18 protein-coding genes and 3 pseudogenes are annotated in these 21,634 nt (G+C 70.2%); 17 read left to right on the top strand and 4 right to left on the bottom strand.

The window, feature by feature from the left end:
* The first annotated feature begins 6 nt into the window (after positions 1 to 6).
* The 11 genes from DSM104329_RS18235 to DSM104329_RS18185 all read left to right on the top strand — a co-directional run bounded on the left by DSM104329_RS18235 (position 7) and on the right by DSM104329_RS18185 (position 9,787).
* Complete coding sequence (locus DSM104329_RS18235; RefSeq protein ID WP_259311274.1) at positions 7 to 318, top strand: toluene-4-monooxygenase system B family protein; 312 nt, start codon at positions 7 to 9, stop codon at positions 316 to 318.
* 9 nt (positions 319 to 327) lie between these two features.
* Positions 328 to 693 (top strand): Rieske 2Fe-2S domain-containing protein, encoded by a 366-nt coding sequence (locus DSM104329_RS18230; RefSeq protein WP_259311273.1) that lies wholly within the window; start codon positions 328 to 330, stop codon positions 691 to 693.
* Positions 693 to 989 carry an MmoB/DmpM family protein gene (locus DSM104329_RS18225; protein WP_259311272.1) on the top strand — a complete coding sequence of 99 codons (297 nt, stop codon included), beginning with the start codon at positions 693 to 695 and terminating at the stop codon, positions 987 to 989. The genes DSM104329_RS18230 and DSM104329_RS18225 overlap by 1 nt, the downstream gene beginning before the upstream one ends.
* Positions 986 to 2,029, top strand: coding sequence for a ferritin family protein (locus tag DSM104329_RS18220; RefSeq protein ID WP_259311271.1), 1,044 nt, complete (start codon positions 986 to 988; stop codon positions 2,027 to 2,029). Before DSM104329_RS18225 ends, DSM104329_RS18220 begins: the two co-directional genes overlap by 4 nt.
* A 10-nt stretch (positions 2,030 to 2,039) precedes the next feature.
* Positions 2,040 to 2,588 (top strand): luciferase domain-containing protein, encoded by a 549-nt coding sequence (locus DSM104329_RS18215; protein ID WP_259311270.1) that lies wholly within the window; start codon positions 2,040 to 2,042, stop codon positions 2,586 to 2,588.
* Positions 2,585 to 3,754 carry a tRNA epoxyqueuosine(34) reductase QueG gene (gene queG, locus DSM104329_RS18210; RefSeq protein WP_259311269.1) on the top strand — a complete coding sequence of 390 codons (1,170 nt, stop codon included), beginning with the start codon at positions 2,585 to 2,587 and terminating at the stop codon, positions 3,752 to 3,754. The genes DSM104329_RS18215 and queG overlap by 4 nt, the downstream gene beginning before the upstream one ends.
* Positions 3,755 to 3,838: 84 nt before the next feature.
* Positions 3,839 to 4,741 carry a polysaccharide deacetylase family protein gene (locus tag DSM104329_RS18205; RefSeq protein ID WP_259311268.1) on the top strand — a complete coding sequence of 301 codons (903 nt, stop codon included), beginning with the start codon at positions 3,839 to 3,841 and terminating at the stop codon, positions 4,739 to 4,741.
* Complete coding sequence (locus tag DSM104329_RS18200) at positions 4,738 to 5,964, top strand: M24 family metallopeptidase (protein ID WP_259311267.1); 1,227 nt, start codon at positions 4,738 to 4,740, stop codon at positions 5,962 to 5,964. Before DSM104329_RS18205 ends, DSM104329_RS18200 begins: the two co-directional genes overlap by 4 nt.
* An 85-nt stretch (positions 5,965 to 6,049) precedes the next feature.
* Positions 6,050 to 7,165 carry a helix-turn-helix transcriptional regulator gene (locus DSM104329_RS18195; protein ID WP_259311266.1) on the top strand — a complete coding sequence of 372 codons (1,116 nt, stop codon included), beginning with the start codon at positions 6,050 to 6,052 and terminating at the stop codon, positions 7,163 to 7,165.
* A gap of 139 nt (positions 7,166 to 7,304) precedes the next feature.
* Entirely contained in the window at positions 7,305 to 8,516 is a 1,212-nt protein-coding gene (locus tag DSM104329_RS18190; protein WP_259311265.1) for an NAD(P)/FAD-dependent oxidoreductase, read from the top strand.
* Complete coding sequence (locus tag DSM104329_RS18185) at positions 8,513 to 9,787, top strand: Zn-dependent hydrolase (protein ID WP_259311264.1); 1,275 nt, start codon at positions 8,513 to 8,515, stop codon at positions 9,785 to 9,787. Before DSM104329_RS18190 ends, DSM104329_RS18185 begins: the two co-directional genes overlap by 4 nt.
* Positions 9,788 to 9,883: 96 nt before the next feature.
* Here DSM104329_RS18185 and DSM104329_RS18180 read toward each other — a convergent pair whose 3' ends face one another.
* A complete protein-coding gene (locus tag DSM104329_RS18180) occupies positions 9,884 to 11,200 on the bottom strand; it encodes an L-serine ammonia-lyase (protein WP_407655935.1) in 1,317 nt (438 codons plus the stop codon).
* A gap of 112 nt (positions 11,201 to 11,312) precedes the next feature.
* Between DSM104329_RS18180 and DSM104329_RS18175 the strand changes: the two genes are divergently transcribed.
* The gene (locus tag DSM104329_RS18175; RefSeq protein ID WP_326924445.1) at positions 11,313 to 12,620 is read left to right on the top strand and encodes a serine hydroxymethyltransferase; all 1,308 of its coding nucleotides are present in this window, start codon (positions 11,313 to 11,315) and stop codon (positions 12,618 to 12,620) included.
* A 233-nt stretch (positions 12,621 to 12,853) separates the two neighbouring features.
* On the opposite strand, the gene DSM104329_RS18170 is transcribed toward DSM104329_RS18175, so the two are convergent.
* Positions 12,854 to 14,041 (bottom strand): DUF2254 domain-containing protein, encoded by a 1,188-nt coding sequence (locus DSM104329_RS18170; RefSeq protein WP_259311262.1) that lies wholly within the window; start codon positions 14,039 to 14,041, stop codon positions 12,854 to 12,856.
* Between the two features lie 196 nt (positions 14,042 to 14,237).
* On the opposite strand from DSM104329_RS18170, the gene DSM104329_RS18165 reads away from it, so the two are divergent.
* From DSM104329_RS18165 to DSM104329_RS18155, 3 genes and pseudogenes are all read left to right on the top strand, one after another.
* The gene (locus DSM104329_RS18165) at positions 14,238 to 15,635 is read left to right on the top strand and encodes a hypothetical protein (RefSeq protein ID WP_259311261.1); all 1,398 of its coding nucleotides are present in this window, start codon (positions 14,238 to 14,240) and stop codon (positions 15,633 to 15,635) included.
* A 257-nt stretch (positions 15,636 to 15,892) separates the two neighbouring features.
* Positions 15,893 to 16,483: pseudogene (gene mobF / locus DSM104329_RS28960) on the top strand (MobF family relaxase); the annotation flags it as partial.
* 70 nt (positions 16,484 to 16,553) lie between these two features.
* Positions 16,554 to 17,176 (top strand): annotated as a pseudogene (locus DSM104329_RS18155) (IS3 family transposase); the annotation flags it as partial.
* Between the two features lie 398 nt (positions 17,177 to 17,574).
* On the opposite strand, the gene DSM104329_RS18150 reads toward DSM104329_RS18155, so the two are convergent.
* Positions 17,575 to 18,012 carry a PPOX class F420-dependent oxidoreductase gene (locus DSM104329_RS18150; RefSeq protein ID WP_259311260.1) on the bottom strand — a complete coding sequence of 146 codons (438 nt, stop codon included), beginning with the start codon at positions 18,010 to 18,012 and terminating at the stop codon, positions 17,575 to 17,577.
* A 177-nt stretch (positions 18,013 to 18,189) separates the two neighbouring features.
* Between DSM104329_RS18150 and DSM104329_RS29165 the strand changes: the two are divergent.
* A pseudogene (locus tag DSM104329_RS29165) lies at positions 18,190 to 18,837 on the top strand (hypothetical protein); the annotation flags it as partial.
* 11 nt (positions 18,838 to 18,848) lie between these two features.
* Positions 18,849 to 20,639 carry a tyrosine-type recombinase/integrase gene (locus DSM104329_RS18140; protein WP_259311258.1) on the top strand — a complete coding sequence of 597 codons (1,791 nt, stop codon included), beginning with the start codon at positions 18,849 to 18,851 and terminating at the stop codon, positions 20,637 to 20,639.
* 24 nt (positions 20,640 to 20,663) lie between these two features.
* Here DSM104329_RS18140 and DSM104329_RS18135 read toward each other — a convergent pair whose 3' ends face one another.
* A complete protein-coding gene (locus DSM104329_RS18135) occupies positions 20,664 to 21,533 on the bottom strand; it encodes an IS982 family transposase (RefSeq protein WP_259311257.1) in 870 nt (289 codons plus the stop codon).
* Positions 21,534 to 21,634 lie beyond the last annotated feature (101 nt).

The following is a 21,634-nucleotide window of genomic DNA, read 5'->3' as shown; positions in this document are numbered from 1 at the left end:
GCACCAATGTCAGACGCCCCGACGGGGCTCGGGGAGGCGCGCGTCGCCGGCGCGCCCCCCGAAGGCAACCCCGGGATCCTGCCGATCGGCTTCATCTTCGGCGACGACTTCCTGGTCCACCACGTCAACGTCGACCCGGAAGCGACGGTGCGTGACATCTGCACCACCGCGGCCGACTACGTCTCCGGCATCCGCGTCCCCGACGAGGGCCGGGACCTCCGGCTCATCTTCAAGGGCGAGGAGCAGCCGCTCGACGCCCTGGCGCGGGACGTCGGCATCGGGTGGCTCGACTACGTCGAGATCAAGGTCTCAAGGTAGGAGCCGGCGGTGTCAGTGGACGAGGATCGCTGGGTCAAGGCGGTCGACCTCGAAGACCTGTGGGAAGGCGAGCTGATGCCGGTGACCGTCGACGGCGAGGAGCTCATCGTCGTGCACCTCGAGGGCGGTCACATCAGTGCGTTCCTGTCCTCGTGTCCGCACCAGGGGACGTCCCTGGCCGAGGGCTACCTCGAGGAGGACAAGCTCGTGTGTCCGGCGCACCTGTGGGAGTTCGACGCCCGGTCCGGCGCCGGCGTCAATCCGGACAACACGTGCCTTGCGCAGAGGCAGGTGCGCATCGAGGACGACGTGGTGTGGATCGGCCGGTCCGCCGGCGAGGCCGTCGGACATTCATCGACGAGGAGCAATGGCTGATGCCTGCTGAGCAGAAGACGAGATACGTCGGGCCGATCATCAGCGACCAGCGCGTGGCCGAGGCCGTCGCGCGCGCGATCGCGACCGACAACGGTCAGGCGCCGAAGTTCGAGGATCGGGGCGCCTACGTTCGCATCGGCCTGCCGACGTCCTGCCGGCTGACGCAGGCGTCGCTGGACGAGGAGCTCGGCGGCGAGCTGCGGATCTCGGCGTTCGAGAGCGTCATGCCGTCGTTCGCGGGCCGCATCAAGGTCAGCGACGACGAGATCATCTGGTACCTGGAGGAGACGAAATGAGCAGCGCGGAGACGTCGCGCCCGGCGCGCAAGGCGCCGAAGACGTGGAGCCAGCTCTCGACGGGGGCGCGGCGCAAGCCCTCCGAGTACGAGGTGGTCTCCCACAACCTCATCTACCACCACGGCAAGACCCCGGCGCCGTTCGAGCTGTCGCCCGCGGCGCCGCTCAACCAGTGGTACCTGAAGAACCGCGAGGGGTCGACGTTCCGCGTCGACGACTGGAACGGGTTCCGCGACCCACACCGCCTGACCTATCACTCCTACGTCGAGCAGCAGAACCGTCGCGAGACGTTCCTCGACGGGATCGTCGATCGCTTCGAAGGCGACTCCCGGCATGCGACGCTGGCCGCCGATTGGGTCGACGTGCTCAGCCGCGTGTACCTCACGTCGCGGTTCTCGTGTCATGTGCTGCAGATGGCGGCCATGTACCTCGCGCAGCTGTCGCCGAGCTCGTACATCGCCAACTGCGCCGAGTTCCAGGCGGCCGACGAGATGCGCCGAATCCAGCGCATCGCGTACCGCGCCAAGTCGCTCAGCCTCGAGTTCGGCGAGGAGCTGGCCGAGGCACAGACCGCGCGGACCATCTGGGAGGAGGATCCCTCGTGGCAGCCGCTGCGCAGGGTCCTCGAGGAGCTTCTGGTCGCGTATGACCTCGGCGAGTGCTTCGCGGCGCTCAACCTGGTCGTCAAGCCCCTCTACGACGGGCTCTTCATCGACGCGCTCAGCCAGACGGCCGGCGCCGAGGCTGACGAGGAGCTCGCGCTCACGCTGGACGACACGCGTCTGGACAGCGACCGCTGCAGGGACTGGACGAAGGCGCTCGTCGCCTACGCCGTCTCGCAGCGGCCGGAGAACCGCGAGGTGCTCGACGGGTGGATCGAGAAGTGGCGCCCGCGCACCGAGGAGGCCGTGGCGGCCGCGGCGGCGATGCTCGGAGATCGGCAGTGGCCGGGGTCCGGAGTCGAGCGCGAGCAGGTGGCTCCCGCCGGCTACGAGGCCTTCCTCGCCGAGTGCGGCCTGCAGACCGCGCAGGCGGTCTAGGACGGCGGACGTGGGCGTGGCGCTCGGACCGGCTCGTCGTCGGCGGATCACCGACGCCGTGATCACGAAGGACCCCCCGTCGTGCCTGCACGGCCTGCCCTCGCGGCCGGGCGACCGGGCGGAGATCGCCCGGCAGTATCCGTGCGCCCAGACGACGCAGGCGGACCGGGTGACCGCCCAGGCGGAGATCCTGGCGCTCGTCAGCGGGTGGCCGGGGGTCGCCGTCGCGCCCGTGAGGCAGACGATCCACGGCGCCAATGCCCTCCTCCTCGACGATCGGCTGGCGGAGGGCCAGGGCGAGGCCTTCATCATGGGCATGGAGTTCGCCCACGTCCGCGCCGAGGGCAGCGTCCACACGGCGCTCGCCCCCGAATGGGCCGAGCCGCTGCTCGGGAAGGGGTGGGGCCAGATCCACCCCCTGGCGCTCTACGGGCTGATCCCGCCGCAGAGCCTCGTGTTCTACGCCCCGCGCGACGAGCACGAGCTGTACGTGCTCGAGTGCATCCTGACCGCGGCGTACTCATACGCGTGCGGGCGCTACGTGGAGTGCGATCCGTGACCGACACGCGCGCAGACGCGATCTGCGCGGCGGCGCAGGAGCGGGGATTCGAGGCGCGGTGGGCGGTAGGCGACCTGCCGCCGTTCGTGATCGAGCGCTACGGGAACTGGCTGGCCGAGCGGCGCCACGCGATGATGGGCGAGCTGCTGCGCGGCGTCGAGGTGCGACTCGATCCCCTCCAGCGCTTCGGCTGGGTGCGCAGCGCGCTCGTCCTGGCCGCCCCCCACGCCTACCCCGATCCCGGCGCCCCGGACGACGGGCTGCGCGTGGGCCGCGTCGGGCGGATGTACTGGGTGCGAGAGCAGGGCTACGTGGAGCGGGTGCTGCGCCCGCACATCGAGGAGATCAAGAAGGTCTGCCGCGACCACGGCGTCCGAGCTCGCGACTGGGTCGACCAGGGGCCGCTGCCGATCCGCAGCTATGCGGCGCGATCCGGCTTCGGCTGGATCGGCCGCAACGGGATGGTGATCACGCCGCAGCTGGGCACGTACACGACGCTTGCCGTCCTGCTCACCGATCTCGAGGCGGCCGGCGCCGAGCCGCACAAGAACCGCTGCGGCAGCTGCACCCGGTGCATCCCCGCGTGTCCGACCGGCGCGCTCCTCGGGGACGGGACGCTGGACGCGAAGCGCTGCATCAGCTACTGGACCACGCAGCACCCCGGGCTGATTCCGACCGACATGTGGGGCCCGATGGGCGACTGGGTGTTCGGGTGCGACGTCTGCCAGGAGGTCTGTCCCTGGAACGCGAAGGCCGAGCGCTTCTGGTCGGGGTACCGGCCGGAGGCGGCGCTCGCGCACCCGGACCTGCGGACCTTCTTCTCCGCATACGGAGACAGCGGGGCGTTCGAGCGCCTGTACGCCGGAAGCGCCTTCGCGCGGGCCGGCCGCGGGCGCGTCGCGCGCAACGCGATCGTCGTGTTCGCGAACACGGGCGACGCGTCCTTCCGGCCCTACTGCCGGCTGGGCGCGAGCGACGTGGATCCCATCGTCCGCGCGACCGCGGCTCATGGTTTGGTCCGGCTGGGCGACCGCAGGACCGCGGCACGGCTGCTCGAGGACCCCGACGAGAGCGTGCAGCGCGAGGCGCGGACGGCCCTGCTCGGTGAGCCGGGCGACACGGAGGATGTGAAGGAGCCGGCCGGTGTCACGGCAGGGACGGGTTGACCGCAGAACCACCGTCGAGACGACGGGCGCTCGCCCCGCGCAGGGCGAGCGGTCGATTTCCATGAACGAAGGAGGACGTCCGAGATGATCGCGAATCCTGTGCCCTGGCCCAACGGGGCCCGCGTGGCGGTGTCGTTCACATGGGACGAGGACGCCGACAGCATCCTGCACCTGATGCACCCGGAGACGGGCCACCGCAAGGTGGACACGCAGACGTTCCTGCGCTACGGGCCCGACGTGGCGGTTCCGCGGCTGGTGGAGATGGCCCGGCGCCAGGAGATCAAGATGACGTTCTTCATGCCGGGGTGGTCGATCGAGACCTACCCGCATGCGGCCGAGCTGGTCGTCGCCAACGGCCATGAGCTGGCGCATCACGGCTACATCCACGAGATGCCCAACGAGCAGTCGCCGGAGGAGGAGGAGCACTGGCTCGTCCGCGGCATGGAGATCATCGAGGGCGTCACCGGGCAGGTCCCGCGGGGATACCGTGCGCCGTGGTTCAAGTACTCGAACGTCACCACCGACCTGCTGGTCAAGCATGGGTTCCTCTACGACGCGAGCCTGATGGGTGACGACATCCCGTATGTGATGCGCGCCCAGGGCGGCGAGGTCATCGAGCTGCCGTCGCACTGGGGGATGGACGACTATCCCCATTACGCCCACGTGCCGGACTACGAGTACATGATGCCGCCGAAGTCCGGCGAGGACGCGATGCGCGTGTTTCGCGAGGAGTTCGACGCGATGTGGGAGCACCGGGGCCTGTGGGTGACGATCTGGCACCCGTTCAACTCGGGCCGCCTGGCGCGGGCGATGGAGGTCGAGAAGCTCATCGAGTACATGAAGGACCGAGGCGACGTCTGGTTCGCGACGACGCTGGAGATCGCCGAGCACGTGCGCAAGTGCATCGACGACGGCTCGTGGACGCCGCGCGTCGACGACATGCCCTACTACGCGGGCCCGGTCCAGCCACGCATGGAGGTCTCATGAGCGCGGTCGACAGGACGGCCGGCCGCGGCGCGCGCTACTTCCCGCTCTCGGAGTACGAGGAGCGGTGGCAGCGCGTGCACGAGGAGATGCGCCGCCTCGGCTATGACGCCGCCGTCGTGTGGAGCCGCTCCGGCGGCTCCTACGACCGGTGCGCCGACGTCCTGTGGCTGGCCAACTACTACTCCCAGGCCTCGGGTCAGGGGCTCGATACCGCAGTCTTCAACGCGCGCGGACTGGGCGCGGTGATCCTCGAGCCCGGCGCGGACGCCGAGTTGCAGGCCGACGAGCCGTGGCCGCGCCTCGACGTCGTCGCGGCGGGCAAGGTGGAGTGGCACTACGATCCGGTCAAGGGTGTGGCCGACGCGCTGCGTCGGCGGGGCATCCGCGGGCGCGTCGCGATCGTCGGCACGCAGATCCTGCCGATGAAGCACTGGATCCAGCTCGAGCGCGAGACGGCGGCCGACGGGATCGAGTGGGTCCACGACGACGATCTCGTGCTCACCGTCCGGCGCAGGAAGTCACCGGCGGAGATCCGGTGCATGCGCGAGGGCGGCGAGATCATGACGCGCGCGCTCGACCGCCTCATGCAGGGGCTCGTCGACGGCGAGCGCGAGAACGTCGCGGCGGGCGCCGCGACCGAGATCATCGTCCGCGAGGGGGGCGCCGTCCACATGGTCCCGTGCTCGCACGGCGAGATGATCCGCTACTGGGTCAGCGACCCGCTGACCGGCCACTCGGACGTCGCGCCGAAGCCGGGCGACCTCGTCCGCGGGTGGATCTACGGGCCGGTCCGCGAGGGCTACTGGCTCGATCCGGGCCGGACAGCCGTGTGCGGCGGCAATCCGAACGACGACCAGCGGTCGATCGTCGAGGACAACGCGCGGATCATCCAGACGCTCATCGAGGCCATCAAGCCCGGCGTGCGGGTCAAGGAGGTCGCGGAGCTGGGCCAGAAGCTGGTCACCGAGGCCAGCGACGAGAAGGACCAGGCCGCGGAGAAGTGGCCGCACTTCGGCCACTACATGGGGATGTACTTCGAGACGCCGTACATCGGCGCGAGCATGTGCGGCGACGACGACGTCTTCCAGGCGGGGACGGTCCTCGGCGTCGAGGCGTTCATCGCGCGCAAGGACGTCGGAGCGTCCGGGATCGAGCAGAACTTCATCCTCCACGAGGACGGCACCACCGAGCACATCACCAACACGCCGATGGTGTTCTGGTGATGGTGGACCACGACACCCCGTACGGCATGGCTCGGCCCGTCGGCCCGATGGCGGCCGCGTCGGCCGACCATAGAGTCAGGAGCACATGACGAGGAGCCTCATCGATGTCGTTTCCGAAGCGGCGGAGATCGCGGCCTCCGGCTGCGACGTCGAGGAGAAGGTCGCGGAGATCCTGCACGCCGCCGAGCCGATCATGCGGGTGGACGGGTGGATGATCTGGGGGCTCGACCCGCTGACCGGTCAGCGCCAGCAGCTCTATGCGACCGGCTACCCCGCCCCGTTGATGGCCTACCTCGACGGCCCCGACTTCGAGGTCGATGTGCTCACGCCGTTCGCCCAGGCGAAGACGGGATGGCCTGCGCGGGTCCGCGACCTGCCGTTCAAGCCGATGGAGCTGCGCTGCATGTCGGAGTTCTACCTGCCGGTCGGGTTCGTCGAGGGGCTGGTGGCGCCGCTCGCCTCGACGGGCGGTCGCCTGACCGGGTTCCTCGACTCGTCGGCGACCGACCGGCGCAACCCGTCGGACGAGGCGCGACAGCTGATGTCCTATCTCTCCCGCATCCTGGGCCGCCTGATCGATCCGGTCGAGGAGAGCCGGCGCGCCTCGCAGCTGCTCGCCGGCGAGCAGTACATCCTCAAGATCGAGCCGGACCGCGGCGCCGACGCAGCGGCGCGGCCGCCGGTCGAGGTGGTGCGGCCACGCAACCAGGACGATCGGCAGCTCGTGGCGTACTTCACCGAGCTGCTGGCGCTCATCATGGAGTCCAAGCGCGACTGGTGGACCACCCAGTTCTTCTGGGAGGGCGTGGTGAAGCAGTGGTACCGGTGCCGGTGCGTGCGCCGCCACGACGGCGGGATCGTCGTGGGCCTGTCACGGTTCGAGCGCCTGCCGCACGGGCTCTCCCGGCGCGAGCTCGAGGTGCTCACGCTCGTGGCCGACGGTGCCCGCAACGACGACATCGCCTCGACGCTGGTGGTGACGACGCGGACCGTGAAGGCCCACGTCCAGCACATCCTGGAGAAGCTCGACGTCTCGAGCCGATCGGCGGCCACCCGGACCGCGATCGACGAGGGCATCCTGCTGCGTCCGCCGCAGGCCGCCCGGGCGGCCTGGGGGCCGCCCGCGCAGGAGCGATGGCCGCTGCCGGCCCTGCGGTCCGCCACGGCGCGGTCCGCACACGGGCGGTCCGGTCCCGGCTGAGGCGCCGGCCGGGCCAGGCCAAGAACGGCGTCTCGCGGGACGCGCGAAGCACCCGATGCTCGAGCCGCGTTCGCCGGCTCCGGCGACCGGTTCGGATCGAAGTCACGAGAAGGGCAAGGCGAAGAGGGACATGACAGTCATGAAGGTGGCGATCATCGGGGCGAGCCTCGCAGGCGCGAGCGCGGCGGTGACGCTTCGCGACGAGGGCTTCGACGGCGAGATCGAGCTCATCGGCGAGGAGCCGGAGCTGCCGTACGAGCGGCCCCCGCTCTCCAAGGAGTACCTGGCCGGGGCGCAGGCGTTCGAGCAATCGCTCGTGCACCCGGCCGAGGTCTACGAGCAGCGTTCGATCGAGCTGCGCACCGGGGCGGCCGTCACGTCCGTCGACCCGCGCGAGCGCACGGCCGTCCTGGCCGACGGGTCCCGGCTGCGGGCCGACGCGTTCGTCATCGCGACCGGGACCCGCAGCCGCCGGCCGCCGATCGCGGGGCTCGAGCTCGAGGGCATTCACGATCTGCGGTCTCGCGCGGATGCCGACGCCCTGCGCGCGCAGATCGCCCCCGGGCGCCGGGCGGTCGTCGCGGGCATGGGGTTCGTCGGCTGCGAGGTCGCCGCGACGCTTCGCGACGCGGGGGTCGAGGTCGTCGCCATCGAGGCGTTCTCTACGCCGCTCGAGCGCATCCTCGGACCCGAGATCGGCCGCGTCGTCGCCGACCTGCAGGCCGAGCACGGGGTCGAGATGCTGCTCGGGGACGGGGTCCAGGCGTTCGAGGGAGACGGGGCCGTTCGCGCGGTCCAGACGATGTCCGGCCGGCTCGTGGAGTGCGACTTCGCCGTCGTGGGTCTCGGCGCCCAGCCGAACACCGAGCTCCTCGAGGGCAGCGGCATCACGGTCTCCAACGGCGTGGTGGTCGACGAGTACTGCCGGACGAACGTCGAGGGCGTCTACGCGGCCGGCGACGTCGCCCTGCATGCCCACCCGCTCGTCGGCGGGCACATCCGCGTCGAGCACTGGCGCAACGCCGCCCGCCAGGGCGCGGCGGCCGCGCGCTCGATCCTCGGCAAGGGCGCACCCTACGCCGAGCTGCACTGGTTCTGGTCGGATCAGTACGACGCGAACATCCAGTACCTCGGCCATCACCAGGACTTCGACGAGCTGGTGGTCCGGGGAAGCCTGGACGACCGGCAGTTCCTCGCGTTCTACCTGAAGGATGGCGTCCCGCAGTCCGCGGTCGCGTTCAACATGGCCCGGCAGCTGCGACGGGCGTCCAAGCTCCTGGAGGCCGGCAGGCCGGTCGACGCCGGGCTGTTGCGCGATCCCGGCGCGGACCTCCGGCGGGTCGCAGCGTGAGCCCGCCGGCGGCGTCGCATGTCGCGATCGACCGCGAGCGCTCCCGCGAACGGATCGCGCGCGACGTGCTCACCCTGACCGGATCTCAGTACACGCGCAGCGCGACCGCGGTGTGCCGCTACGCGTACACGCCGGAATGGAAGCGGGCGCACGAGTACTTCGCCGCGCAGCTGCGCGACATCGGCTGCCAGGTCTGGGAGGACCCCGTCGGCAACCTCGTCGCCCAGAACGTCCCGCGGGGCGAGCGCGCCTACGGGCTGGGATCGCATTGCGACTCCAATCGCAACGGCGGGCCGTGGGACGGGCCGCTCGGTGTTGCCCTGGCCGTCGAGGTTGCCCGGCTCAACCGCGAGCACGGGCTCGACCTCCCGCTCCGCGTGATCTCGTTCCTCGAGGAGGAGGGATCCGGGTTCGGCCAGCTGTTGCTGGGCAGCCGGATCGCCGCCGGCCGGATCGGCGAGGCGGAGCTGCGCGAGGTGCGGGCGATCGACGACGGGCGGCCGTTCTTCGAGCTCGCGGCCGAGGCGGGCCACGACCCCGAGCGCTTCCGGGAATCGGCGGCGACCCTCGACGACCTCGATGGCTGGATCGAGACGCACATCGAGCAGGGCCGCGTCCTGCAGGACGAGCGCGTGACGCTCGGCGTGGTCGAGGCGATCTCCGGCTACGTGCATGCCGACCTCTACCTCGAGGGCCGCTCCGGCCATGCCGGCGGGACGCCGATGCAGGGCCGCAGCGACGCGCTGGCGGCCGCGGCCGAGGTCGTGCTGGAGGCCGAGCGCCTGGCCGCCGACGCCGGGCACGGCACGGTCGCGACGGTGGGCGAGCTCGACGTCGAGCCCGGCCTCATCAACGTCATCCCCGGGGCGGTCCGGCTCTCGCTCGACGTCCGCGGCGTCGACGACGAGGCGTTTGCTGGCGTGGCCACCGCGATCGAGGCGTTCGCTCAGGACGTCGCCCGCCGCCGGGGCGTCACCGCCCGCTACGTCGTGCGCCAGGCCGTCCCGGCGACGCCGATGGACGCGCCGATCGTCGGCGCGCTCGAGGCGAGCGCCGACGCCGCGGGGGTCACGCACCGCCGAATGTCGTCCGGCGCGGCGCACGACACCATGTGCGTCGCCGTCCGGTCCCCGGTCGCGATGCTGTTCGTGCCGTGCCGCGACGGCATCAGCCACGCTCCCGAGGAGGACGCGGATCCGGCCGACGGGGCGCGTGCTTCGGAGGTCGTCCTCAACGCGCTGGTGCGCCTGCACCACCGGCGCGAGCGGTAGACGGCCATGCGGCGGGGCGCGGACCGGACGTGCGCCAGGCCGTGACCCCCGGGATAGGGCCCGACGCACGTCCCGCCCGCGCGCGGACGGTGCCGGTCAGCAGGCCGGGACGCTGACAGCCAGCCCGCCGCGGGCCGTCTCCTTGTAGTTCTCGTGCATGTCGTGCCCGGTGCGGCGCATGGCATCGATGACGTTGTCCAGGGAGACGACGTGCACACCGTCGGAGCGCAGTGCGAGCTTGGCGGCAGCGATCGCCTTGCCGGCCCCGAGCGCGTTGCGCTCGATGCACGGGATCTGAACGAGGCCGCCGATCGGGTCGCAGGTCATCCCGAGGTGGTGCTCGAGGGCGATCTCCGCGGCGTTGGCGACCTGGGCGGGGCTGCCGCCAAGCGCCTCGGCCAGCGCGGCCGCGGCCATCGCGGCGGCAGAGCCGACTTCGCCCTGGCATCCGACCTCGGCACCGGAGATCGAGGCGTTGCGCTTGATCAGCGCCCCGATGGCCGCCGCTGCGAGAAGCATCTGCTCGGTGCCCGCCTCGTCAATGCCTTCGAAGCGCTGCGCGTAGCGCAGCACGGCGGGGAGGACGCCGGCGGCACCATTGGTCGGTGCCGTCACGATGCGTCCGCCGGCCGCGTTCTCCTCGTTGACGGCCATCGCCCAGAGCGCGACCCACTCGAGCTCCTCCAGGGCCCCTCCCCTGTCGGTGAGCAGCGACTGGTGCAGCGCGGGTGCGCGCCGCCGCACGCGGAGACCGCCGGGGAGCTCTCCCTCTGACCGCAACCCGCGCTCGACGCAGTCGTTCATCGCCTGAGCGATGCGCCGCAGGCCTGCGGTCACGTCGCCCTCGGGCCGACGCGCATGCTCGTTGGCGGCCGCGACGGCGGCGATGCCGCCGAGCCCGCTCGCATGAGCGACAAGCTCCTCGCCGGTCGTGAAAGGCAGGGGCAGCGACACCGGCTCCGCGGCCTGCGGCACCCCGTCCTCGGTCAGAAAGCCACCCCCGATGGACCGATAGGTGCGAGCGAGGAGGATCTGGCCATCGTGGCCGGTGACCTCGAAGCGCATGGCGTTCGGGTGGCCCGGCGGCCCACCGCGGGCCTGCTTCTCCAGCCGGTAGCGGACGTCCGTGCCGTGGGCCAGCCGCACGCGCTCCGGTGTGGGGTCGAGGTCCAGCACGAAGGCCGGGTCGACGGTCTCCGGGTCGGCACCGTTGAGTCCGGCCACGAGGGCGCGATCCGTGCCGTGGCCGGTGCCGGTCAGGGCGAGGGACCCGTGGAGGATCACCCGCACCGCCTCGGCGGGGACGTCGGCGAGGTGCTGCGCCAAGTGGCGGGCCGCACGCATAGGACCCACGGTGTGGCTGCTCGATGGGCCGATGCCGATGCGGAACAGGTCGAAGACGCCAACCGTCATGCCGGGACCATATTGGTCCAACCAATCGTCGGGCAATTGACCGAAGGTCCACTTGACCGCCGATCTGATCGTGACCCAGAGTGGTCTGACCACGATACGAGCCGGAGCGCTGATGGCCCTGACCGACCTTCCCCACGACCTGATGAACCGGCCCCTCGCCGAGGTGGACCCCGAGATCGCCGCCGTCCTGCGCGGCGAGCTCACGCGCCAGCAGGAGACGCTCGAGATGATCGCTTCGGAGAACGTCGTTCCGCGCGCCGTCCTCGAGTGTCAGGGAAGCGTCCTGACGAACAAGTACGCGGAGGGCTACCCCGGCAAGCGCTACTACGGCGGCTGCGAGTGGGTCGACGTGTCCGAGCAGCTGGCGATCGACCGGGCACGCGGGCTGTTCGGCGGCGATCACGTCAACGTCCAACCCCACTCCGGCGCCCAGGCCAACGCAGCGGTCTACCACGCGCTCCTGGACCCCGGCGACACGCTCATGGGCATGGCGCTCGACCATGGCGGGCACCTCACGCACGGGATGCGGCTGAATGTCTCGGGGCGTCTGTATCGCATCGTGCCCTACGGGGTGCGGCGGGACACCGGGCTCATCGACCTCGACGAGGTTCGCGACATCGCCCGTGCCAGTCGTCCGAAGCTGATCGTCGCGGGGTGGTCGGCATACCCCCGGCGGATCGACTTCGCGGCGTTCCGCGAGATCGCGGACGAGTGCGGGGCCATGCTCCTCGTGGACATGTCGCACTTCGCCGGGCTCGTCGCGGTCGGGCTCCATCCCAGCCCGGTGCCGTACGCCGACGTCGTGACCACGACGATCCACAAGACGCTCGGCGGCGCCCGCGGAGGGATGATCATCTGCCGGGAGGCGCTGGCCAGGAAGATCGACTCCGCCGTCTTCCCGGGCCAGCAGGGCGGCCCGCTCGAGCACGTCATCGCCGGCAAGGCGGTGGCGCTGCGAATCGCCGCGTCGGGCGCCTTCGCCGACCGCCAACGGCGGACGCTCGAGGGCGCGCGGGCCATCGCCGAACGCCTCCTCGCCGGCGGCGACGCCGTGGGCGTGTGGTCCGGCGGCACCGATGTCCACCTCGTCGTCGCCGATCTCCGCGACACCGAGATCGACGGCCGCCAGGCCGAGGATCGACTGGCCGACATCGGCATCACCGCCAACCGCAACACGGTGCCGTTCGATCCGCGGCCGCCAATGGTCTCGTCGGGGCTACGGCTCGGCACGCCGGCCTTGGCGACCCGCGGTTTCGGGCTCCCCGAGTTCACGGAGCTCGGCGACATCATCCGCATCGCGCTGTCACCGGCGTTCGAGCCGGCGAAGGACGCGCTGCGGGCCCGCTGCCGTGAGCTCGCCGCCGGCTTTCCGCTCTACGAGTTCCTCGCGGCGGCGGGCAGTGAGATGGTCGCGACCTAGCGCGGCGCCGCGGCGCTCGCCGAGCGCCGCGGCTCCACGCAGGTGCGTCAGGCGGCGGGACGGACGACCGCGGGACCGCCGTCGTAGATCTTGCGGCGCGGGTCCTCCATCGCCAGATGCGCCTTGAACGGGATGACCTTGACGATCCCCAGCGGGTAGTCGGTCAGCGTGCTGTAGCCTGCGCGAGAGCCGTAAAACCTCGCGTCCCGCCGTCGTCCGGCGTCTGACGGGTCCTAGCCGATGCCTTGCCGATCCGCGACGTGGGCGAATCGCGCGGCGCGCGGATCGTCGTGCTCGCGGTCGACGGCGCGCTCCAGCAGGACGAGCTGCTCGTCGAGCGGCGGCCGGCGCTCGGGCGTGACGACGCTCTGCAGATCGTCGAGGGCCGCGCGCATGCGGCGGGCGATCTGGGGCTGGCGGGCTCCGGCGAGCCGGATCTCCTCGAAGCCCAGCCGGACGAAGTCGCCCCAGTCGCGCACGGGCGTCACCAGGCGCAGCTCGCCGGCGCCGTCGGTGTGCCGGCCGGTCGGAAACGGCCGGCGCGCGAGCTGGCGCAGTCCGCCGTGGATGCGATGCAGCGCCTCGACCGAGGTGCTCGGGTCGTTCGCCGCGCTGCGGACGGCGATGTCCACGAGCTTGCGGAACCCGTATGCCGGGTCGAGGTCGTGGGTGCGCTCGTCGCGCAGCTCGACCATGGCGGCCGCATCCGCGAGCTTCGCGGCCGGCGCGCCCCGGACGTGCAGCAGCGGCGCGCCGGCGGGCACGAAGTCGCCCATGCGAACGCACAGCTCGATCATGCAGCCCTCGCGCGACGCGGCCGCGAGCAGGCGGTCCGTGTCGATGCGGGTCACGATGCCGCCGGTCGCCGCCGCGACGGTGTCGCGGGGGAGCGGCGCGGGTGCCGCCGGGGGGAAGCGCCGGTCGATCTCGACGCCGAGCTGGTCGCCCGCGATGTCGATGAGGCCCGACGCGCGCAGCCGCAGGCCGGCGTGCGACACGAAGATCACGAGCAGCGCGAGGCTCGTCAAGGCGAGCACGTAGGCCAGGAGGACGGTCAGGCCGGGGACCCGGTTGTGGCGGTCGTCGACACCGACGAGCGCGACGATGGCGAACGCGGCGGTGCCGGAGAACAGCGCGAACGTCAACTGGTGCAGCCGGTCCTGCAGCAGCGCGGCGACGATCCTCGGCGAGAACTGCGCCATGGCGAGCTGCACGGCGACGGTCATGACGGTCAGGACCACCGACAGGAGCGTCACGACCGACGTGATGATCGTGGTCAGCAGGCTCGAAGCGACCGTGGGCGTGCCGGTCAGCGACTGCGGCAGGAGATCGTATCCGGCGGACCGGTCGATGCTCAGCGTGATGAGCGCGAGCCCGAGGCCCGCGACGAGACCCGAGAGAGGCACGACCCACAGGCGCATCGCTCTCGCCTGCTACCCCGTCTCCCTGTCATGAGACGTTGACGTGCCCCCGGACGTCCCTCGTCGTGCAAGTGATTCCGGAAATCGTCCTTTCGGCCAATAGCCCTGTGCTGAGGCTCGACCGATCATCTGCCGCGCTCCGAAGGAGAGGAGCGGCGAGGGAACGACCATTTGCCCGGGAGTCGAGAGGAGACCCGTGTCAAACCTGCTTGCAGCCGTCTTCAAGGATCAGACGACGATCGACGTCTTCGCACAGGACATCTTCTACGGGGTGGCGGTCGCGGCGCTGTTTCTCGCGGCGGTCGCGATTGCGTTCGTCGACGCCGGCGGCGTCCGCCGGAAGAACCTGGTCGACACGTGGGTGCAGAAGCTTCTTGCCATGCTCATCGCCGGCGGCGCCATGATGCTGATCGGCTACGGCATCTGGGAGTGGCAGTTCAACCAGGCATTCGGCGTTCCCGATCCCCTCGGGGAGGCGCTGAAGGGATGGTGGCTCGGCGGCGACAACTACCGCGCGCTCGCCCAGAACATCGATCCGAAGCTCGTCCCGGGCGCCGATGTCCTGCAGATCTTCGGTGCCTTCTTCTTCACCTGGGCCGCCGTGTTCGGCGCGCTCATCCACAGCGCCGGCCTGGAGCGCGTGAAGGCGTCCGCCACCTACATCCTGGCCGCCGTCGGCGGGGGCATCGTCATGCCGTTCGTCGCCTATCTGACGTGGGGGTCGGCGGGCCCGCTGACGAACGCCGGGCTGCACGACTTTCTCGGCGTCTACACGCTGTACATCCTCGTCGGGGTCTGGACGCTGATCATGGCGTGGCGGGCGGGTCCGAGGCGTGGGTCGCCGGTGCCGCACAACCTCAGCTGGACCGCCGCGGGCGTCGGCATCTTCCTGTTCGCCCTGCCGCTCGCGATCGTGGGCTGCGGCTACTTCATCCCCGGCTCGGGCTACTTCGGCATCTCGATGGCCGACTCGAGCATCGGGATCGTCGTGACGAACGTGTTCGTGTCGTATTTCGCCGGCGCGCTCGGCGGGGCGATCCTCGCCTATCGAACGCGGAACGTCGCGATGGCGCTGCTGGGTCCGGTCGCCGGCTACATCTCGTGCGCCTCGTCCTTTGACGTCTTCCATCCGTGGGAGACGTTCATCGTGGCGTTCTTCGGCCCGCTGGCGGTGTATCTCGGGATCCTGTTCATGCGCCGCATCCGCGTGGACGAGGGCAAGGTCGTGGCGCTGACGCTCTTCGGTGGCGTCTACGGCGTGATCGTGAGCGGCTTCGTCGCGTGGCACACGAAGGTCGGCGGCTACTTCGGCATCACGGAGGGCAAGTACGCCTTTCAGAACTCCGAGGTCACCCCCTGGATGCAGCTCCTGGGTGTCGTGATCGTGCTGGCCATCGCCGCCATCACCGGACTGGTGCTCGTCTTCCTGATCGAGAAGAGCATCGGGCTGCGCGTCAAGGCGCCCCAGGAGGACGCGGGTCTGGACGTCGCCTACTGGGATCTGCCCACGCACGACGACCCGGAGTTCGCAGAGCTCGTCAAGTCGCGCGCCGTGGCACCGCGCCCGGAAGGGGAACCCGAGCCCGTCATCTGATGGCTCCCTGCTGACGGCTGGAGTCGTTCGGCAGCCACGTCCCGGACAGCCCGCCTTCATCCACCCAGGACTCCGTCAACGCGGCAAATGGCGGTGCCTGAGCGGGAGGTCGGCCATCGAGAGGAGGCGGCAACGATTCGCCGGGTTGTACCCGCCGCGTCGAAAGCCTCGCCGGAGCAACACGGGCCGCGCACCCCGCTTCCAAGCGGGTGCACCTGTGGGGGCCCGCTGCGCGGTAGCGCGGTGGGAAGGCGTCGGTGGGGACGTCGCGGCGGCGGTGCGGGGGTCGGCGGCGAGGATCGAGCAGGGCGCGGTGGAGGGCGGCTGATGTTGAGCATCGGCAAGCTCACGCGCGGCGCCGACAGTGCGCGCTACTACGAGCAGTCGGTCGCGAGCGGCCGGGAGGACTACTACACGGCCAGGGAGAGCCGCACGGGGAGTGGGTCGCGCTGGTGCCGCGGCGCTGGGCCTGGACGGCGAAGTCGCCGACGGTGAGCTCGAGACGCTGTTGGTCGAGGCGCGCCAGCCGCGGACGGGTGAGCCGTTGCGGCTGGGGGGGCGGGTTGGCGGTGCAGGGGTTTGATCTGACGTTCTCGGCGCCGAAGTCGGTGTCGGTGCTGTTCGCGGCCGGCGGCGAGCAGGTTCGCCGGGCGGTCGTGGACGGGCATGAGGCGGCGGTCCGTGACGCGCTGGGCTATCTGGAGCGTGAGGCGGTGCAGGTCCGCCGCGGCGCGGCCGGGGCGATCAAGGAGCACGCCGGCGGGCTCATCGCGGGCGCCTATCGGCATCGCACCTCGCGGGCCGGCGATCCGCAGTTGCACACGCACGTCGTGGCGGCCAACCTCGCCCAGGGCGCCGACGTGAATCGTCCTGGGGTGCTTGGAGACTTCTGGCCTTGGAAAGTCGAGGACGGAGTTCATGTCGAGAGAGCGCACAGCTGGCAAGCCGACGACGCGTCGGTATTCGATGGAGGAGCAGCAGGCGGCGGTGCGGATGGTGCGCTCGTTGCAGGCCGAGACGGGGATGACGCACGGGGCGGTCGCAGGGTCGCCGATCAGCTCAGCTACGGGGTCGAGTCGGTGCGTACCTGGGTCAAGCAGGCCGACATCGATGACGGCGCGCGGCCGAGCGTGACCACGACCGAGTCCGAGCGCGTCAAGGACCTCGAACAGGAGGTCCGGCCGTGAGCTGCGCCGCGCCAACGAGATTCTGCGCCGCGCGGCGACGTTCTTCGGGGCGGAGCTCGACCGCCAGCAACGCAGGTAGTCGCGTTCATCGACGCCAACAAGGACGATCTCGTGGACGGCCGGCGGCTCGGAGTCGAGCCCATCTGCCAGACCCTGCAGGTGGCTCCGAGCACCTACTACGCGGCCAGGGGCCGGGCGCCGTCGGCGCGTGCCCAACGCGACGCCGAGGTGATCCTGCGGCTGGTGAAGCTGTGGAAGGCCAACTATGAGGTCTACGGGTCGCGGAAGCTGTGGAAGGCCGCCAAACGGTCCGGGGTCCCGATCGGTTGTGACCAGACGCGCCGGCTGATGCGCCCGCCAGAGCCTCCATCAAGCCCAGCACGATTCATCCCACTGTGCTCGGCGACCACCGACTTAGCCGCGCCGACTCGATCATCACCGGCGCCGTGATCATCGTCATCAGCGTTGCGTGCGTGGCGTTGGGGGTCTTGACCATCAGCGGTTGACCGAAATCCAGTGCCGGCCGGCTTGATCATCGTCACTTCCGCCGCCTCCGCATCCACCGGGGCACGCGCCGCCGCCCTGCACCACGCGCTTCTCAGCCATGGATGCTGGCTCATCTGCGGCGGCAAATCCGACCGTGACGCACCAATGAGCTTCGCAACTCGGATGCATGGATGGCGAAAGCGGCTGGGCGCATCGCATAGCCGTTGCGATGGGCCCGGGGCAGGCTGCCGTCGTGACCGCCAGCGCTATTCGATGGTGATCGCCAGCGCGGCGCCGTCGGCGACGCTGCTCTGGCCACGGAGGCGGCGCCCGAGCCGGTACATCAGCATGACGAGGCGGTATGAGATCTTGTACCGCTCGCTCAATAGCTTCTGCACCCGCTCCAGGTCTGGGGTCGTGGTCAGCACCTCGACGCGCGCCGGGAACGGCTCGCTGCGCAGTTTGCCGTTCACGCGGCACGCCGCGATCAGGACTCGGGGGTTGCGGCGCATGCGCTGGACCTTCGGCGAGTGCAGGTCCGTCAGGGCGAACAGCCGCCTGCCGTCTGCCACGAACCACACCGGCGTCGCGACGCCGGTGCCGTCCCGCTTGAAGCTTGTCACGCTGAGGTACCGGCCGGGGAAGACCGCCTCCAGGTCGGCGGCGCGCCGCTTGACGGGGCGCTTGATCGTCTGAGTCGTCATGGCCTCTCCATCTCACGACTGAGTGTCCCGCGCGCCGCGCGCTGGCACATCCGCCATCTGTACGACGGCGGATTAGGACGACTACGCATAAGTCGCGCTTCTTCTTTTGGACGAGAAGGTTGACGTTCAGCAGTTCGGAGCAGCGTCCAACGCCAGCTAGACGAGTTTCGCAAGCACTACAACGAGCGCCGCCCGCACCGAGCGCTGCACAGGCGCACCCCCGGCGACGCCTACCGCGCCACCCCAAAGGCCGCCCCCGCCAGCAACGGACACGCCCCAGGGCACTACCGCGTGCGCTACGACCGACTCGATCCCAAAGGCCGCATGACGATCCGCTGCGCCGACCGCATGCACCACCTCGGACTCGGCACCGTCCACGCCCGCAAACGCGTCCTCGCGTTCGCCGACGACCACCACGTCACGGTCACCGACCTCACCACCGGCGAAGTGCTCTCCGTCCACCACATCGACCCCAACCGCAGCTACTGGCGCAACCAAAACACAGAGCCCGGCCGATGGCCGGGCCCCCGAACTGAGACCGATGTCCCGAGACATGTGAGACCCATGTCCCGAGACATCACACAATGCCGGAGGAGGGACTCGAACCCCCGACACGCGGACTATGATTCGCCTGGAATGAGGCGAAATTGTCGATGTTTGAGCCAAAATTGGCTCCAACACTCGCGCCTGAATCGGGCCTCCAACGACTGTTGGGGAAATCGTAGGGAAATCTGTCCATTCGGCGGCGTAGGGTCTTCGGCATCGCACCGCAGCCGCCGACAACGTCTCGTGATGGCACGGAGACGCCAGCCAACGGACGCGTGAGCCGATCCTCTGTGGTGCCCACGGGCCATACGCAGGTCAAGATTGACGCACGCGGCCGTCGCGCGTTCTGGGCCTATTGGAACGACGCTGATGGAAAGCACGGACGGCGACTGGGTCCGGCGCACGTCAAGGATTCAGGTCGGCGAACCGCGCGCGGCGCGACCGTTTGGCGCAGCGGCGATGGGCCACGGCCTACCGAGGAGCATCTGACACCGAAGGACGCGGCGGCGCTTCTCGCCGAGATCCTCGCCACGGCGCCGCGCACGACCTCCGGCGGCTCGCCGACGCGCACGCTCGTGCATGTTGTCGAGGGATGGATTGCAGAGCGTGCCGGCGAGCGCGGACTGAAGCGCTCCACGACACTCGACTACGTCAACCTCTTCGAGCGTCTCTTCCGGGATCTCGGTGCTGACACGCGGGTCGATCGCCTCGACCCCGTCGAGCTCAAGCAGTACCTCGCAGGCTGTGAGGCCCAGCGCGTCGTCGGCGTGGACCGGGCCAAGGAGCTCCGCGAGCAGGGCGAGACGATCCGCAAGACCCGGATCGAACGTTGGACGGCTGCGCCTGCCGGCTCTCAGCCGATCGAGGTAGCAACCAAGGCAGAGGCCGTCCGTCTGGCCGATGAGCTGCACGGCACGTGGAAGCCCCGGCGCCCGGGCGCCTACCGAGTCGTGCCGTCGGGAGCACAGCGCATGAAGCCGGTCTCGCGCATCGAGGTCGATGCGCTGCGCGCTGAAGGTTGGCACGTCGAGCTGCGTGTCAGAGAGCTGTGGCTCTGGTGCACCCCCGCCGCTGTACAGACGCGCAACAAATACCGCGACTTGCTCGGCGCCGTCTTGGACTTCGGCTGCAGCGAAGGCTGGATCGACCGAAACCCACTGACCCACGTGCGCCGGACCAGCAGGAAAGGTGACCGTGAACGGATCCTGCGACGCGACGACTTCTATGACCCGGCCGAAGTCGCGCGTCTGCTCGAGCAGGCGCCAGGGCGCTTCCCGGAGGCGTTTTGGCTGTGTGGATTTCATGCAGGGATGCGGCTGCCGGGCGAGGCGCTCGGATTGCGGTGGGGCGCCGTCGACTTCGTCGCCGGCGTCATTCGCGTCTATGACAACTGGGTGCGCAACGCGGTCGACACCACGAAGACACCGGATTCGGCGCCGATCCCAATGACGCCTCGCCTTCGCGATGCTCTGCTGACTTTGACGGCACGCAGCTATTGCACGGGCGACACCGATCACGTGTTCACGCGGGAGGTCCTCAGGCACCCAGCGGGCGATCGACCGCTCCGCGACGCCTTCAAAGCGGCTCAGCAGGCGGCCGGTCAGAAGCGGATCCCCATGTACAACACACGCCACAGCTTCGGGACAGGACTCGCTCGCGAGGGCGTCGTCGTCCGCACCATCTCGGCGCTGATGCGCCATGACCGCTTGTCGACCACCGAGCAGTACATGGCGTACGCACCGCAGCCCGACCTAGCGCGCCGCATAGCCAGCGCTCTGCAGCCGGCGACGCAGCCACTGCGGGTCGAAGCCTTCCGAGCTCCCGGGGACATCTCCCAGCTTCTGGAGCGCCTCGACGAGGAGATCCCGGCGAAATGGGCGCGCGAGGTGCGCGACTGCTCAGCGAGAACCCGCGAACCGCGCTGGAGCACCAGCAATCTCAGCAGCCGCGTAGGTGCCCGTCGCGCCGGATCGTGCGCAAAATGCTGCGTGGCGTCTGGGGTCCCTCCGAAGATGCTGCGTCTTGCACCATTACGCAACCCTGATCGACCCAGCGTCATCGCTCGTTGTGTCGAATCCTAGATGAGTCGTTCCGCGGGTTCGTGGTCAGGCGTAGTAGGCGGTGAGGTTGCGTGGGGGTCGTCCGAGGCGGTGGTTGAGGGCGATCGCTGCGGTCAACGCGAGGAACTTGGCGGCCAGGCGTGCGCGCAGCGTGTGCAGTTGGCGGGCGCCGTGGCGTTCAAGGCCGAGCATGTGCTTGGCGGTCTGGAAGATGCTCTCGACGCGTTGGCGGATCGGCGCGAGATGCGGTCGGGGGCCGGGCTCGTCTTTGCGGCGGGGCCGGACGACCACAGCGCCCAGGGCGGCGGCGTCAGTCTCGAACTGGCGGCCGGCGTAGCCCTTGTCGCCGACGATCGTGACCGGCCCGTGGTGGCCGAGGCGGTCGAGCATGCGCAGACACACGTCGCGCTCGCCGACCTTCGGCGAGGTCAGCGCCAACGCCCTGGGCGTGCCGTCGGTCGCGAAGATGCCATGCAGCCGAAAGCCCCAGAAGAAGCGGCTATGGCTGGCGCAGTAGCCGTAGTCCGCAGCGTCACCGAGCGCGCTGCGGCGCATCGTCTCGATCGAGCGGCCACCTTCCACGGGGGTGCTGTCGACGACGAGCAGATCGTCGACCGATCCCGGACTATGCGCGGCGAACTCGGCGATCAGCGCTTCGATCGTGTCGGCCAAACGCTGGCGGCGCTTGACGTAGCCCGGACGCTTGGGCAGTCGCGGAAACAGATGCCCGAGTCGCCGGGTGGCCCCGGCGCAGAACTGCTCGTCGGCGTTGAGGCCCAGCAGTTGCTGGGCGACGGCGAGCGTGACGACCTCCGCATCGGTCACGATCCGCCTGGCGTTCGCCGGCCGCTTGGGCAGGAGATCGTCGGCGGTGCAGAACACCGCAATGAGCAGCAGGTCGAGGTCGGCGTCCATCGAGGCCCCCAGGGTCGGCGCTGGCGAGATAGCACCGCCGACTTCGACCCGGCTGCTTATGTCCCCTTCCAGCCCGTCGGCCCCTCACCGGCCGTGGAACG

The organism is Capillimicrobium parvum, from assembly GCF_021172045.1.
In the GTDB taxonomy this organism is placed as follows: domain Bacteria; phylum Actinomycetota; class Thermoleophilia; order Solirubrobacterales; family Solirubrobacteraceae; genus Capillimicrobium; species Capillimicrobium parvum.
The sequence above is the reverse complement of the archived record's forward strand: the minus strand, read 5'-3'. Positions and strand labels throughout refer to the sequence as shown.

Excerpts from the sequence above, each read along its gene's own strand:
- DSM104329_RS18235 (WP_259311274.1), top strand. The coding sequence starts at position 7 with ATGTCAGACGCCCCGACGGGGCTCGGGGAGGCGCGCGTCGCCGGCGCG.
- DSM104329_RS18225 (WP_259311272.1), top strand. The coding sequence starts at position 693 with ATGCCTGCTGAGCAGAAGACGAGATACGTCGGGCCGATCATCAGCGAC.
- DSM104329_RS18220 (WP_259311271.1), top strand. The coding sequence starts at position 986 with ATGAGCAGCGCGGAGACGTCGCGCCCGGCGCGCAAGGCGCCGAAGACG.
- DSM104329_RS18205 (WP_259311268.1), top strand. The coding sequence starts at position 3,839 with ATGATCGCGAATCCTGTGCCCTGGCCCAACGGGGCCCGCGTGGCGGTG.
- DSM104329_RS18200 (WP_259311267.1), top strand. The coding sequence starts at position 4,738 with ATGAGCGCGGTCGACAGGACGGCCGGCCGCGGCGCGCGCTACTTCCCG.
- DSM104329_RS18195 (WP_259311266.1), top strand. The coding sequence starts at position 6,050 with ATGACGAGGAGCCTCATCGATGTCGTTTCCGAAGCGGCGGAGATCGCG.
- DSM104329_RS18190 (WP_259311265.1), top strand. The coding sequence starts at position 7,305 with ATGAAGGTGGCGATCATCGGGGCGAGCCTCGCAGGCGCGAGCGCGGCG.
- DSM104329_RS18180 (WP_407655935.1), bottom strand. The coding sequence starts at position 11,200 with ATGACGGTTGGCGTCTTCGACCTGTTCCGCATCGGCATCGGCCCATCG.
- DSM104329_RS18175 (WP_326924445.1), top strand. The coding sequence starts at position 11,313 with ATGGCCCTGACCGACCTTCCCCACGACCTGATGAACCGGCCCCTCGCC.
- DSM104329_RS18170 (WP_259311262.1), bottom strand. The coding sequence starts at position 14,041 with ATGCGCCTGTGGGTCGTGCCTCTCTCGGGTCTCGTCGCGGGCCTCGGG.
- DSM104329_RS18150 (WP_259311260.1), bottom strand. The coding sequence starts at position 18,012 with ATGACGACTCAGACGATCAAGCGCCCCGTCAAGCGGCGCGCCGCCGAC.
- DSM104329_RS18135 (WP_259311257.1), bottom strand. The coding sequence starts at position 21,533 with ATGGACGCCGACCTCGACCTGCTGCTCATTGCGGTGTTCTGCACCGCC.